Origin of the sequence: Mariniflexile sp. TRM1-10 (assembly GCF_003425985.1) — a bacterium.
GTDB lineage: Bacteria > Bacteroidota > Bacteroidia > Flavobacteriales > Flavobacteriaceae > Mariniflexile.
This window is the reverse complement of the sequence record NZ_CP022985.1, coordinates 396474-412390: the sequence shown is the minus strand read 5'-3', so window position 1 is coordinate 412390 and position 15917 is coordinate 396474. Positions and strand designations below refer to the sequence as shown.

7 protein-coding genes are annotated in these 15917 nt (G+C 34.5%); 4 read left to right on the top strand and 3 right to left on the bottom strand.

The window, feature by feature from the left end:
* Positions 1-102 precede the first annotated feature (102 nt).
* Complete coding sequence (locus CJ739_RS01955; RefSeq protein ID WP_117172384.1) at positions 103-1872, bottom strand: AMP-dependent synthetase/ligase; 1770 nt, start codon at positions 1870-1872, stop codon at positions 103-105.
* A 201-nt stretch (positions 1873-2073) separates the two neighbouring features.
* On the opposite strand from CJ739_RS01955, the gene ppdK reads away from it, so the two are divergent.
* From ppdK to CJ739_RS01935, 4 genes are all read left to right on the top strand, one after another.
* Positions 2074-4803, top strand: coding sequence for a pyruvate, phosphate dikinase (ppdK, locus tag CJ739_RS01950; RefSeq protein WP_117172383.1), 2730 nt, complete (start codon positions 2074-2076; stop codon positions 4801-4803).
* 295 nt (positions 4804-5098) lie between these two features.
* Complete coding sequence (locus tag CJ739_RS01945) at positions 5099-8158, top strand: HD domain-containing protein (protein WP_117178670.1); 3060 nt, start codon at positions 5099-5101, stop codon at positions 8156-8158.
* A 161-nt stretch (positions 8159-8319) separates the two neighbouring features.
* Entirely contained in the window at positions 8320-9312 is a 993-nt protein-coding gene (locus tag CJ739_RS01940; protein ID WP_117172382.1) for an AlbA family DNA-binding domain-containing protein, read from the top strand.
* A 187-nt stretch (positions 9313-9499) separates the two neighbouring features.
* Positions 9500-10381, top strand: a complete 882-nt coding sequence (locus CJ739_RS01935; RefSeq protein ID WP_117172381.1) for an energy transducer TonB — start codon at positions 9500-9502, stop codon at positions 10379-10381.
* A gap of 372 nt (positions 10382-10753) precedes the next feature.
* Here CJ739_RS01935 and purL read toward each other — a convergent pair whose 3' ends face one another.
* Positions 10754-14443, bottom strand: coding sequence for a phosphoribosylformylglycinamidine synthase (gene purL, locus CJ739_RS01930; RefSeq protein WP_117172380.1), 3690 nt, complete (start codon positions 14441-14443; stop codon positions 10754-10756).
* 175 nt (positions 14444-14618) lie between these two features.
* Complete coding sequence (locus tag CJ739_RS01925; protein WP_117172379.1) at positions 14619-15833, bottom strand: RsmB/NOP family class I SAM-dependent RNA methyltransferase; 1215 nt, start codon at positions 15831-15833, stop codon at positions 14619-14621.
* Between the last annotated feature and the right edge of the window lie 84 nt (positions 15834-15917).

Here is a 15917-nt window from a genome sequence, read left to right as displayed (position 1 = left end):
GAAGGAAGAAAAGGCAAAAAAACGAGTGCTAAAGGACTATTTTTTAGCCAATTGTGAAAAGTTTTAAACGAGTTCATTTTTAAGCTTATTTAAGATATGTAACTAAGGTCTATAAATTTTTTCGATAAGGTCAGCGTATTTTTCTTTAATCACTTTACGCTTTAATTTCATGGTAGGAGTTAAGTGTCCTGCATCTATAGACCACACATCTGGTGTTATTTCAAATTTCTTTATTTGCTCCCAATTACCAAAGTTGGTGTTGGCTTTATCTATTTCGCTTTGTATGCGTTCCAATAGTTTTGGGTTTCTAATAAGGTCGCTACTATTGTTAAAAGCAATATGGTGTTTTCTTGCCCATTCTTTAACAAAATCGAAGTTAAGTTGTATTAAAGCGGCAGGCATTTTTTCGCCATCACCAATAACCATGATTTGCTCTATAAAACGCGATTGTTTAAATTGATTTTCAATAAGTGCTGGAGCTACATATTTTCCACCAGAGGTTTTAAACATTTCCTTTTTGCGGTCTGTGATTTTTAAAAAGCCATCAGCATCAAATTCGCCAATATCTCCTGTATGAAAGTAATCGCCCGTCATTACTTCTGCTGTTTTTTCGGGGTCTTTGAAATAGCCTATCATGACATTAGGACCTTTTACAAGAATTTCGCCATCTTCAGCAATTTTAACTTCAACATTATCAATTGTTTTTCCAACGGTTCCAATTCTAAAACCACCGCTTCTCATATCGTTTACTGAAATTACGGGCGAGGTTTCGGTAAGTCCGTACCCTTCCATAATAGGTAAATCAGCTGCTGCAAAAACACGGGTTAACCTTGTTTGTAGCGCTGCACTACCAGAAACCATAATTTCTAAATGGCCACCCAAGCCTGCTTTCCATTTGCTAAAAATGAGTTTTCTAGCTATTTTTAACTGAAATTCGTACCACCAGCCATTTTTTCCGTAGGGCTCAAATTTTAAGCCCAAATTTAAAGCCCAAAAGAACAGCATTTTTTTAATGCCTGTTAAATCGGCGCCTTTTGCTACAATTTTATCATATACCTTTTCGTAAAGTCGGGGAACAGCTGTCATAACATTCGGACCAACTTCTTTAAGGTTGTCGCCCATTTTTTCAATAGATTCTGCAAAATAAATTTCGACACCGCAGTATATATATAAGTACAGAATCATACGTTCAAAAACATGGCAGATGGGAAGGAAGCTTAAAGCTTTGGATTTTCCATAACGAAATGGTACCCGTTTTTTGCTGTCCAGTACGTTTGAAACTAAGTTGTTATGGGAAAGCATGACGCCTTTTGGTCTTCCTGTAGTTCCCGAGGTGTAAATTAGGGTTGCCAAATCGGAAGGTTTTACGCTGTCCTTAGTTGCTTCAACTTCTGTTTGATTGCTAGTGTCTTCACCTAGTTTTAAAACATCGGTCCAATGGTTTTCACCTTCAATAGCATCAAAAGTATATATGTTTTTTAAGTTTGTTTTACTTTTTATGACGTTTAACTTTTCAAGAACTTCAACATCAGAAACAAAGCAATATATGGATTCTGAATGATTCAGAATATATTCATAGTCTTCCGAAGCAATGGTTGGGTAAATAGGTACGTTTTGTGCACCCGTTTGTAGTACACCTATATCCAGAACATTCCATTCGGTTCGATTCGTCGAAGAAATAACAGCAATTTTATCGTTTGGTTTTACGCCTAAGCGAAGCAAACCTCGACTAATAGCATTCGCTTGATTAATAAATTCCTGAGTAGAAATTGATTTCCATTCACCGTCATATTTTGTAGTGAAAGCCTTGTTTAAATTATAGGTTTCAAGCTGATAATAAGGGAAATCGAAAATCCTGGTAACATTCATCATTGGTTCCTTGGTAATTTGTATGATGCAAAGTAAGAAATTAAAAGTAATTTACAAATTTGCTTATTTAAATCTGTTTTTTTTATCTAAGGTAAAATATATTAATACTTAATGATAATATGATTTATATCATTGAAATTACCCTTTTTACAATGTAACTTTAGAGGTCATATCTATATTTTTTTAATTTATAAATTATTTGTTATGGAACTACTACAAGAAGCAAAAAAAAGAGTTTACAGATTTGGAAACAAAACTGCTGATGGAAATAGCAACATGAAAAATTTATTAGGAGGTAAAGGCGCTAATTTAGCTGAAATGAGTTCGATTGGAATTCCTGTGCCCCCTGGTTTTACAATCACTACGGATGTATGTACCGAATATAATTTATTAGGAAAAGAGGCTGTTGTAGATTTAATAAAAGAAGATATAGAAGAATCAATTGCGAATATTGAATCTCAAATGACTGCTAAATTTGGCGATAAAGTAAACCCTTTATTGGTATCGGTACGTTCAGGAGCCAGAGCTTCTATGCCAGGGATGATGGATACCGTTTTAAATCTTGGAATAAATGATGAGGTTATTAAAGGATTGGCTAAGAAAACAGGAAATGACCATTTTGCATGGGATTCTTATCGCCGTTTTATTCAAATGTATGGCGGTGTAGTGCTTGGGATGAAACCAGCTTCTAAGGAAGATATAGATCCTTTTGAAGAAATTATGGAAACCCTTAAAGAAAAAAGAGGGATCCGCTTAGATACGGAATTTTCTGTTCAGGATTTAAAAGATTTAGTTTCTGATTTTAAGGAAGCAGTAAAAAAGCAAACGGGTCATGATTTCCCAACAGATCCATGGGAACAGCTTTGGGGGGCTATCATAGCGGTATTCAATAGTTGGAATGGGGATCGTGCTATTTATTACAGAAACATGCATGGATACCCAGAAGACTGGGGAACAGCCGTAAATGTTCAAGCTATGGTATATGGCAATATGGGGGATACTTCTGGAACAGGTGTCTGTTTTACTAGGGATGCAGGAACTGGCGAAAACGTTTTTAGCGGTGAATATTTAATAAACGCACAAGGTGAAGATGTTGTTGCCGGTGTTAGAACGCCTCAGCAAATAACAAAACTGGGTTCACAGCGTTGGGCAGAATTAGCAAAAGTTAAAGAATCTGAAAGACTGGAAACATACCCATCATTAGAAGAATTGATGCCTGCTGTTTTTGATGAACTCAATGCGTATCAAAAAACACTTGAAAATCATTATAGGGAAATGCAGGATATGGAGTTTACTATTCAAGATGGTAAACTATGGATATTGCAAACCCGCAATGGTAAGCGCACAGGAGCCGCCATGGTAAAAATTGCAATTGATTTATTAAAAGAAGGAAAGATTGACGAAAAAGAAGCATTATTACGAATTGAACCTAATAAACTAGATGAATTATTACATCCGGTTTTTGATACGTCCGCTTTAAAACGAGCACATGTCATTGCCCAAGGATTGCCAGCTTCTCCTGGTGCTGCAACTGGTAAAATTGTGTTTTTTGCTGATGAAGCATCCAAATTTAAAAGCAGCATTTTAGTACGTATTGAAACATCACCTGAAGATTTGGAAGGGATGCATATCGCCAAAGGTATTTTGACGGCTCGAGGTGGTATGACCTCACATGCTGCTGTTGTTGCCCGTGGTATGGGTAAATGTTGTATTTCTGGGGCTGGTGCTTTAAAAATAAATTATAAAGCAAGAACACTTACTGTTGATGGCCACGAGTACCATGAAGGTGATTGGATTTCTTTAAATGGTTCCACAGGAAATATTATTGAAGGTAAGGTTGAAACTGTTGAACCCGAATTAAGTGGTGAATTTGCAGAAATCATGAAATTGTCTGATAAGTATGCTAACATGAAAGTGAGAACCAATGCAGACACTCCAAAAGATGCTAAAATTGCTAGAAATTTTGGAGCACAAGGTATTGGCTTAACCAGAACCGAGCACATGTTCTTTGAAGTGGATAGAATTAAAGCCATGCGTGAAATGATTTTATCCGATACCGTAAAAGGCAGAAAATCAGCTTTAAATGAATTACTGCCCATGCAGCGAGCAGATTTTGAAGGCATTTTTGAAGCTATGGACGGCTTGCCAGTAACGATTCGTTTGCTAGATCCGCCATTACATGAGTTTGTGCCTCACCAATTGGCAACACAAAAAGATCTTGCAGATGATATGCATATTTCGCTACAAGCTGTAAAAAATAAAGTAGCAGAATTGGAAGAATTCAATCCCATGTTGGGACATAGAGGCTGTAGATTAGGAAATACTTATCCAGAAATCACGGAAATGCAAACACGTGCTATCATCGAGGCTGCTTTAAACTTGAAAGCTAAAGGCATTGTTTCTAAGCCTGAAATTATGGTGCCTCTCGTTGGTACTGTTAAGGAGTTCGAGATGCAAGAACAAATTATAAGGCACACTGCAACGACTGTTTTTAAAGAAAGAAATGCCCGTATAGACTATTTAGTAGGTACTATGATTGAAATTCCAAGAGCTGTATTAATGGCAGATAAGATCGCAGAACAAGCAGATTTCTTTTCTTTTGGAACGAATGATTTAACGCAAATGACTTTTGGATATTCACGTGATGATGCTGGTAAATTCTTGCCCATTTATATTGAAAAAGGTATTTTAAAAGTGGATCCTTTTGAAGTGTTGGATCAAGAAGGCGTAGGGCAGTTAATAAAAATGGGCATTGAAAGAGGTCGAAGTGTTAAACCAAATTTAAAAGTTGGCATTTGTGGTGAACATGGTGGCGAACCAAGTTCGATAGAGTTCTGCTACCGTAACGGCATGGATTATGTTAGTTGTTCTCCTTTTAGGGTTCCCATTGCTAGATTGGTTTCTGCACAGGCTGTCATTAAAGAAGCTCTATAGTATTAATGGTTTTTTCATGATTTAAAAAAGCCCAGATAATTTCAATTATCTGGGTCTTTTTATAAAGTAAAACAATTTTTTTCTAACCAGCTCTGAGAAGACTGTGACTTCATAGTAATATAAAAGAGTAAGCATATACAAGAAACTGTATTTTACAATTAGGTGTTTTTTTTATTTAATACCTTATTAAAAAAGTAATATATTGCATACATAAAGAATATAACTACAATTGTATTGCTATTTGTTGTGGTTATTTGATTGTTATGCGCCATATAAAAAAGACAACAACGAAAATATGAATGAAATACTATTGACAAGCAAAGCTGAGAAATTAGCTGAAAAAGCTGAAAGTTTAAAATCCTTTAGCGGACTTAAGTTGTTGCATGTAAAACGACAAGTAGCTCATATACTTGGACAAATTGGTAGAGATGGAATTTTTGACGAGTATACCAAACATGATATAAGCCATATTGATTTCATGCTCGATTCTCTCGAATGGATAATTCCAGAAGAAACTCAAGAAAAGTTAACACCTGCTAATTGGCTTATGCTGACCCTATCAATATATTTTCATGATTTAGGTATGCTTGTGACCAAAGAAGAATTTAGGGAAAGAAAAAAATCAACTTTCTCTACATACAAACAATTAATAATTGACGGACAGTTTGGCTTAGATTACAGAGATAAAATTCTATCTCTTATAAATGAAGAAACACAAGATAGATTTATTTATCAAGAACTTGTTAGAAGGACTCATGCAGAAAGAATAAAATATTGGATACTTGATGAACCAAATCCTAATTTCCAACATGAATTACAGGTTGTTGTAGAAATAAAAAAGCTTATTTCCAGCATTGATTATATGTTTAGAAGAGACTTAGCTCTTATTTGTGAAAGTCATCATTTATCTGATTTAGATGATTTTGATAAATACAAACCAAATCAACAGTATGGTCCTTCAAAAGAGGAACTTGTTAATTTACATTATTCCGCATTAATCTTAAGGACTGCAGATTTGCTTCATATAACTTCAGACCGAACCCCTTCAATTGAATTTAATCTAATAAATCCGACTGACCCAATTAGTCAGGAAGAATGGGCGAAGCAACGAGCAGTTAAAACTATTAGACCTCAAATTAAGAAAAACAAAGAAGGAGTTGCTGACGATTTAATTCCAAAAGACACTTTAGAAATTATTGCACTTTTCGAAGAAGAAAAAGGCTTTTTTGGTTTAGTTTCATATATAAATTACGCAAACAAACAATTAAAGGACAATTATAAATACAACGAAGCAGCAAATAAATTATATGGAAATTCTTTTAACTATCCTTGGAGGAATATAGATGATTCAAATATTGAAACTAAAGATTTTGAAAAGAGACAATTCGAATTCGTCCTTGACCAAACAAAGATCCTTGACCTTTTAGTAGGTCATACACTTTATAATGATCCAACCGTAGTACTGAGAGAACTAACTCAAAATGGAATTGATGCTTCAAAGCTAAAGAAACATGAATTAATCTCAGAAGGAAAAGGTTTAGATTATAATCCAGAAATCAAAATTAAATGGGAAGAGAGAAAGAGAGAGTTGTCATTTATTGACAATGGAACTGGTATGACATTAGATATAATCCAAAACCATCTACTAAAAGTGGGATCTTCAAGATATCAAGATGAAGCGTTTAAAAAGAAATATCCTAATTTTTCACCTATAAGCCGATTTGGAATTGGATTACTAACTTGTTTTCTAATAGCGGATGATATTGACATATTGACAAAATCAAGCGAATCAGATAAAGCCATTTTACTGAAAATAAAGAAAGTACATGGAAAATATCTGTTGAAGTATTTATCTATAGATAAAGTTTGTAATGAAATTAAAAAACATGGAACTGAAATTAAACTTTATGTACGAGCAGATGTAGATCTTTCAAATATAGAAAAAGAACTAAGAAAATGGATACTAATTCCTAACTGCAAGTTGCAGCTAGAGGTAAATGAAAAACTAACCTCTATTGGATACACAAGTCCTAAGGAGGTTTTGAAAAGTCATTTAAAGGGAATTGGATTTGATATTGACGATAAGTACCTAAAGATTAAAGAAGTTGAAAAAGATGGGTTGACATTGGCATTTGCATTACGTTACATTGAACATTGGAAAGAGTGGGATTTCCTAGACTACAGAGAAATTGATAGAAATAATGTACAACCAATTGGAACTTGTATCGAAGGTATTCGAGTTGACTTTAACACACCAGGCTTTAACGGTAGAAACTTATATGCTATAGTTAATACTTCGGGAAAAAATGCACCTAAAACAAATGTTGCAAGGTCCAATATTGAAATAACACCAGAGAGAGAAGCTCTATTGTTTTCAATATATCAATTATACCTTGAACACATTACAAATGAGCTTGAAAACCTAAGAAAAGAAGGTTTTTCTATTACTTGGGCAGCAAATGAAGCAAAGTGGCTATTAAATTCATTCACTCACAATTCGAGATACAATAGTCGAGAAATAAAAATTGAAGATTTAAATTCTTTTGAAAAAGCTTTGTCTAAAGTTCAATGTGTGTTAATCGAAAAAAACACCAACAGAGAAATAATAAGTGTCAATGAACTAAAAGACCTAAACCATTTTTGGTCAATTGATTGTGCATCATATTCTTCTGCAGACTCATTAATTAAAGAAGTGAAATCATCAAACACTTCGGCCTTAGCATTATTAAAAACCATTTTTGGAAACGAGGACTCCAATACAAATCATATTGACTATCTTTTGTGTAATCAACAATCGGATAATATTATAGATAAAATTATTAGAGATAATTTTCAAGTTGATTCTATTAAACTGATTCCCGAACAAAGGAGACTAGATTTAAGATGGTCTTTAGTTAAAGAGAAAATATGGGAAGAAATTATTATTACAGATGATGACTTTAATTACAGTCGGAGTAATTCTAACAGATGCTTTATTCAACTGCGAGATTTTGATATCGACAAATCTATAAGTCAAATTGCGATAAACTCTTCAAATGCACTATTTATCCTCAAAAATTCAGAATTAAATACCTATTTAGTAAAGCTAATTGATAAATTAGCAGATAAAAGTCAAGAAGACAGAATTGCCTTATCTCAAACTGTAAGTCTTCTAAACAGTTTTTTCTATTATAAAGAATTTGACAAAACAAAAGTAGAGGAATTGATTCAATCAAGATTTCAGCGAAAAAATAATCGTGACATTGAAAATATAGTTTGGAGTAGAATAGATAGGGAAGAGTTGATAGCAACAATACTAAAAACTAATTTCATAAAATACGACACAACAATTTGGTATAGACGAGAAATGTATTAATAAAATACGGTACATAACAACATCTACCCAAAAGTGGCAGTTCAGTGGTTAAATCAAGCTAAAGTTTGTGCTTGGTTGACAGTGAATCGTTACAAAATAACCACCTTCGGGTAGCTGTAAATCGTTATAGGTAATGCTAGAAAAGTGTTCAGAATTAAGAAATGGATTTAGATAAAATTAATAGTTACATAGAAAATAAGATCGAGGAAAACCTAAATCTTGATTATAAAGCATCTGGCTCATTACAACGTAATGATAAAAAGACGAACGAAATTTCTAAAGATGTTTCTGCTTTTGCCAATTCTGACGGAGGAATAATAATCTACGGAATTAAAGAAGATAAAATCAATAGACATTTACCAGAATCAGTTGACCCAATAAACCGAAAAGAAATTACAAAAGAATGGCTTGAACAAATTATTCAAAGTAAAATTAGACCAAGAATTAACGGAATTAAAATTCATTCAGTTACTGTAAACGAACAATTAGACGAAGTAATTTATGTAGTTGAAATACCTAAAAGCAATACTGCTCATCAAGCAAACGACAGAAAATACTATAAGAGGTTCAATTTTAATTCAGAACCAATGTATGATTATGAAATAAAGGATATTTTAAATCGGACAAAATCACCAATTATTGACCTTGAATTAGAGATAACAAAAAGGACTTATGAAGTAACAAAACCGAATTATGGAATGCCTTCTTTTACAATCGGAGATAGAGGAATGTTTCAAAAAGCAGAACCAACTAAAGAATATAAAACGAATTACACATTAAGGATTTGGGCTAGAAACAATGGAAAAGTACTTGCAAATTATTTAAATGCTTATATTAATATCCCACAAGAATATTTGGCAGAAAAAGAAGATGTAAAAGATGGAATTGCAAACATATTTATGGAAAATACAATTCGAGATGTTGTGGATTCGACATATATTCCAACAATGAATGGAGGTTATGCTAGTCCTAAATATGGCCCTTCAAGATATGACCCAATTTTACCGACTAGATGTTTACATTTAAAAGACATAAAGCTAAATGAGAAATTTCAGAATTCCGACAAAGTTTTGGAATGGATAGTTTATTCAGATAACGCTGAACCTAGAAATGGGACTACAAAAATATCTGATATTGAAATATTTGATAAATAAGCACTACCTAGAACAATAGTAGCTGTTGTACAACTAAAAAAGAGACATAAAATAGCATTTGTATAATTGCACAAAATTGTAAAGGATTAATTGTCAGGCTTTATTTGTTTTTAAAAACTTTTGCAAAATTAAGTTTTGACTAATTTACCAAGTTGTGCAACAGGCATAACATTTAAAAACAAACATTATGAAATTAAAAACACTATTAGTTATAGCATTAATATTTAGCTTTTTAGCAAAGTCACAAAATCTGAATGATAAAAATTTAATGGGAGAATGGAAAGCTGTTAATGTTGATATTCCAAATTCTGACGAAGTTCCGCAAAAAGAAGCTTTAAAATTAATTGAAGATGCTTTTTTAGGCTCAAAATTCAATTTTAAAGGAAATAAAGTTTTTAGGATTAAATATGGAAAATTAGGAGATGAAAGAATGAAAGAACTATTTTTTCTTGACAATCAAAATTGGATAATAAAAAATGATCAAATACTAATTGGAACAGAGAATGACGGATTTTCTTCTATGCATATTACATTTCAAGAAAACAGTGGTAAAACCTATTTTATTTTGCCTATGATTCGATTAGAAATGGAGAAATTGAGTGACGATAAACCTTCAGAGACTAAAGTTATTGAGTCAAAATCAGAAAAAATAAAAAGTGTTGATTACTCAAAAGCAGAATTAGTAACTAAAGAAATTGATGAATCTCAAATTGTAGAATTTAACGAAGTTGAAAATCCACCATTGGCACCTGACTGTAAATCAAAATGGGACATTGAAAAAAGGAAAGAGTGTACTAACAAGTTTATTCAGCAACACGTAATGAGGAAATTTAATACTGACCTCGCAGCTGATGTTGAACTTACAGGAAAAATAAAGATAATGATTGAGTTTGTAATTGACACAAACGGAAAACCAATAAATATCAATGCTGCTGGCGGTCCTGAAATTATGAACCAAAATGCAATTGAAGTTATTGGATTATTACCAAATTTGGAACCAGGAACAAAAGAAGGAAAACCTATCAATGTTTCTTATAAAATGCCCCTGAATTTCATAATTGCGGATTAAAAAAAACGTTGGGTAACACCGTATTAATTGCTAGTTCAAGCCCAATGTCATTAAGTTAAGCGTGGTTATTCTAAATTGTCACATTGAGCCTTTCGTAAGCTGCGCTTTTATCTTCAAATAAAAATATATTTTCATTTTCGACAATGCTCAAGATAAACTAAAGTCGAAATGCTTGACAGAAAAGGGTTTGGCAAGGGTTTCGACTGCGCTCCTTTAGATTTGTTTTAATAAATTTAAGAAAGAGAAAGAAAATATAATTATGCACATCTCATTGAGCATTAAGTGAAATAATTGTTCAATTCGTTGTGCATTTTAAAAACAAAAAAGCTCTTACCAAAGTAAAAGCTTTTTCAAGAATTTATAAATAACTCCTTATTTTTTTTCTAACCAAAGTCGGGCATTCACAAATGCTTCCAACCATGGTGACACGGCGTCATTTCTGTTTTCAGGATAATATGCCCAATTCCATTGGAATGTAGAACGTTCAATGTGTGGCATGGTTACTAAATGGCGCCCTGTTTTATCGCACATCATAGCGGTGTTAAAATCGGAACCATTGGGATTGTGTGGATATTCACTATAACCATATTTAGCAACAATATTATAATTGTCTTCTGTTAAAGGCAAGCTAAATTTGCCTTCGCCATGTGAAATCCAAACCCCTAAGGTGGCACCTTCTAATGTTGAAAGCATGACCGAATTGTTCTTTTGGATCTTAACGGAAGTAAAAGCGCTTTCATGTTTATGCGAATCGTTATGAAGCAGTTTTCCGTGAACTTCGTGTTCTGGATTGATAAGTTCCAATTCCATCCATAATTGGCAGCCATTACAAATACCTACCGATAGTGTATCTTCTCTTTTAAAGAAATCCTGAATCACTTTATTGGCCTTTTCGTTATATTTAATAGCGCCTGCCCAACCTTTTGCAGAGCCTAAAACATCGGAATTTGAAAAGCCTCCAACAGTACCTAAAAACTGAATATCTTCCAAAGTTTCACGACCTGATATTAAATCGGTCATATGTACGTCCTTCACATCAAAACCTGCTAAATACATCGCATTTGCCATTTCACGTTCGGAGTTACTGCCTTTTTCCCGTAAAATAGCTGCTTTGGGTCTCGCACCCCTTTCCTTTGGAGAGGGGCTGGGGGTGAGGCCCGTAAAGTGACTTGGGAATGTATATTGAAGGGGTTGGTTTTTGTAATTATCAAATCGGTCTTTTGCTAAACCTTCAGCCGTTTGTTTTTGGTCTAATAAAAACGAGGTTTTGTACCAAGTATCGCGTAAACGAGATATGTTTAAAGTGAAAACGTCGTTGTTGTTGGTGATGCTCAAAACATCACTGCTAGTTACTTTTCCAATGTTATAAAAATCAATTTGCGCTTTACTTAATACGGTTTCAATTGAAGCATCTTTTGCTTGGATCACAATACCGGAATTTTCAGAAAATAACACTTTTATGGAGTCTTTTTCAGCTAAAGCAGAAAGATCTAATTCAGCACCTAAATTATTATCAGCAAAACACAGTTCTAACAATGTGGTAATTAAACCGCCGGAAGCAACATCGTGTCCTGCAACTATTTGTTTGTCTTTTATTAATTTTTGAATGGTGTTGAAAACGGTTTTTACGTAAGTGGCACTTTTTACCGTTGGTGTATCGTTTCCAATTTTATTCAATACTTGCGCAAATGAACTTCCGCCTAATTTGAAATGATCCTGTGATATATTGATGTAGTAAATATTACCTGCATTTTTCTGGAAAACAGGCTCAATGACATTGGCAATATCATTACAGTTTCCTGCTGCGGAAATAATAACCGTTCCAGGGGAAAGTACATCGCCATCAGGATATTTTTGCTTCATTGATAAGGAATCTTTCCCTGTAGGCACATTAATGCCTAAATCAATCGCAAATTCTGAAACCGCTTGAACAGCTTCATACAAACGCGCATCTTCACCTTCATTTTTACAAGGCCACATCCAGTTTGCCGATAAGGAAACCGATGTTAAATCATCTTTTAACGGTGCCCAAATAATATTGGTTAAGGCTTCGGTGATAGCATTTCTGCTTCCTGCGATGGGATTAATTAATCCAGAAATAGGGGAGTGCCCAATAGAGGTTGCAATGCCTTCTTTTCCTTTATAATCCAACGACATCACGCCAACATTGTTTAAAGGCAGTTGTAAAGGGCCAGCGCATTGTTGTTTCGCTACTTTTCCGCCAACGCAACGATCCACTTTGTTTGTTAACCAGTCTTTACACGCCACGGCTTCCAATTGCAAAACTTGTTCTAAATACTCATGAAACTTAGTGGCGTCATAACTAATATTAGCATAGTTTCTTTCAACGGTCTTATCGGTCATGATGGTTTTTGGTGAACTACCAAACATGTCTTCCATAGCTAAATCCATTGGTTTGTGGCCATTGGTTTTAGATTCAAATGTAAAACGATTGTCGCCTGTAACATCACCTACAGTATACATCGGGGAGCGTTCTCTATCAGCAATACGTTGAAGGATATCGATATGGTCTTTGTCAATCACCAAGCCCATACGTTCTTGTGATTCGTTACCAATAATTTCTTTATCGGAAAGCGTTGGATCACCAACCGGTAAGGCGTCTAAATCTATTTTTCCGCCAGTATCTTCTACTAATTCGCTTAAACAATTTAAATGGCCTCCAGCACCATGATCATGAATAGAAACGATAAAATTTTCATCACTTTCCACCATGCCACGAATGGCATTGGCAGCACGTTTTTGCATTTCGGGATTGGAACGTTGCACGGCGTTTAATTCGATGCCAGATGCAAATTCACCAGTATCGGCACTAGATACGGCAGCTCCACCCATGCCAATTCGGTAGTTTTCGCCACCAAGAATAACAATTTTATCACCGGCTTGTGGCTTATCTTTTAAAGCCTGATCTTTTTTTCCATAGCCGATACCACCAGCTTGCATGATGACTTTATCGAAACCTAATTTTCTTGCTGTCACATTAAGCTTGTCCAAATGTTCATCGTGTTCAAAGGTTAACACCGAACCACAAATAAGCGGCTGCCCGAACTTGTTTCCAAAGTCGGATGCACCATTGGATGCTTTTATTAAAATATCCATGGGCGTTTGGTATAACCATTTGCGCTCTGAAAAAGCCTTTTCCCAAGGTCTGTTTTGTTCTAATCGAGAATAGGATGTCATGTAAACCGCTGTACCTGCTAATGGTAATGAACCTTTTCCTCCGGCAAGTCTATCGCGAATTTCACCACCCGAACCTGTTGCAGCACCATTAAATGGTTCTACGGTGGTAGGGAAGTTGTGGGTTTCTGCTTTTAATGAAATAACGGATTCGAATGCTTTTGTTTGGTAAAAATCTGGTTTGTCTGCAGTTTTTGGTGCAAATTGTTCCACTTTGGGACCTTCAACAAAAGCCACATTATCTTTATAAGCCGAAACAATACTGTTGGGATGTGTTTCAGATGTTTTTCTAATTAATTTGAAAAGTGATGTTGGTTTTTCAACACCATCAATCACAAAAGTACCGTTGAAAATTTTATGACGGCAATGTTCTGAATTCACTTGAGAAAACCCAAAAACTTCGGAATCTGTTAGCGGACGCCCCATTTTTTTTGCAACTCCTTTTAAATAGTCAACTTCTTCATCACTTAAAGACAAACCCTCTTTTTGGTTGTAAGCTGCAATATCTTCAATATCGAGAATAGGTTCAGGCTTGATATTTATAGTAAATGATTCTTGGTTTAATCCATTGAATTTTTCAGAAATCATCGGGTCGAAACCTTTAAAATCTTCAGAAACTGCTTGGAATTCTTCAATTCTTATAATATCGGAAATGCCCATATTTTGGGTAATTTCAACAGCATTTGTGCTCCAAGGTGTTATCATAGCTGCACGTGGACCAACAAAAAAAGCATCGAGCGATGCTTGTTCTATCTTTGGTTGGTTGCCAAATAACCACGTTAATTTAGCGATGGTTTCGGTTGATAATTCTTTTGTTGTTTGGACAGCAAATACCTTGCTGGTTACGTTTCCAAAGAAATGAATCATTATGTATTGATTTGTGTTGTGTTTAACAAAGTGCAAATTTACTTTTTTTAAGTTTAATTTGGTGTAAATAGTTCAATGAAAATTTAGAGTTATTCACTAGGTTTTGAACATGAAAGCGCATCCTGTTTTGAATTTTGCTTTTGATAATAATCATTTATGCTCTTTAAACCAAAAACTAAACCTTCCGCTCCAACAAAGCCATATAAAATCCATCAAACCCCGATTTGTGGGCTAATACTTTTTTGTCTTTTACAAGCGTGAAATTTTTACCGGATTCTGATGTTAAGAATTTGTCAACTTGTTCCTGGTTTTCTGATGGTAAAATAGAACATGTTGCGTAAACCAATTGTCCGCCAACTTTTACCATTTTAGCATACTGCTGTAAAATGTCTTGTTGGGTTGTTTTTATTTTTTCGATAAAGTCTGGTTGTAATTTCCATTTAGCATCTGGGTTTCTGCGCAACACACCTAAGCCAGAACAAGGGGCGTCAATTAAAACACGGTCCGCTTTATCGTATAGTTTTTTAATGACTTTTGTTGAATCGATAACTCGTGGTTCTATGTTATGGGCGCCGTTTCGTTTTGCGCGTCTTTTTAATTCATGAAGTTTGTTTTCATAAATGTCCATAGCTATAATTTGCCCTTTGTTTTCCATCAAGGAAGCAATATGCAACGTTTTTCCACCAGCACCAGCACAAGCATCAACCACTCGCATACCGGGTTGTACATTTAAAAATTCGGCAACTAATTGAGACGAGGCATCTTGGACTTCAAAAAAGCCATTTTTAAAAGCGTCGGTAGTAAATACATTAGCACGCTCTTTAAGCTTTAAAGCATTTGGGTAGTCTTGTAAATACTCGGTTTCAATATCTAAATCAAATAACTCGGTTTGTAATTTTTCTTTGGTGGTTTTTAAGGTATTTACTCTTAAAATAACATCGGCTTGTTCATTTAAAGCGGTAATTTCCTTGTTCCAAACAGTGTTTCCTAATTCTTTTTCACCTAGTTCGTCTAACCAATCTGGAATCGATTCCTTAAACTTTCTGATTTTTGAAAGCTCATCAAAACGTCCTTTTATTTTTCGGGTTGGTGTGTCTTCAAAATATTTCCAATCGGGTAATTTGATGCCTTTTAAAGTTGCCCAAACTGCAAACATACGCCACAAATTCTCTCTATTAAAAGGTTCTTTTACTTCAGCAATTTCTGCATAAAGGCGTTTCCAACGTACAATATCGTATGTGGTTTCGGCAACAAAAGCACGGTCGCGAGCGCCCCATCGTTTATCTCGTTTTAATAGTTGTTGAATGACTTTATCGGCATAATGTCCTTCGTTAAAAATTAAGGTTAATCCGTCTATAACCGAAAAGCATAAATTTCTGTGTAATCGCATGGTGTTTAAATAAAGCTGCAAAGTTACGTTTAATTTGTGAACTTGTTTGAACTTTTCATTTCTAAGAAAAAGGGTAACGGACTT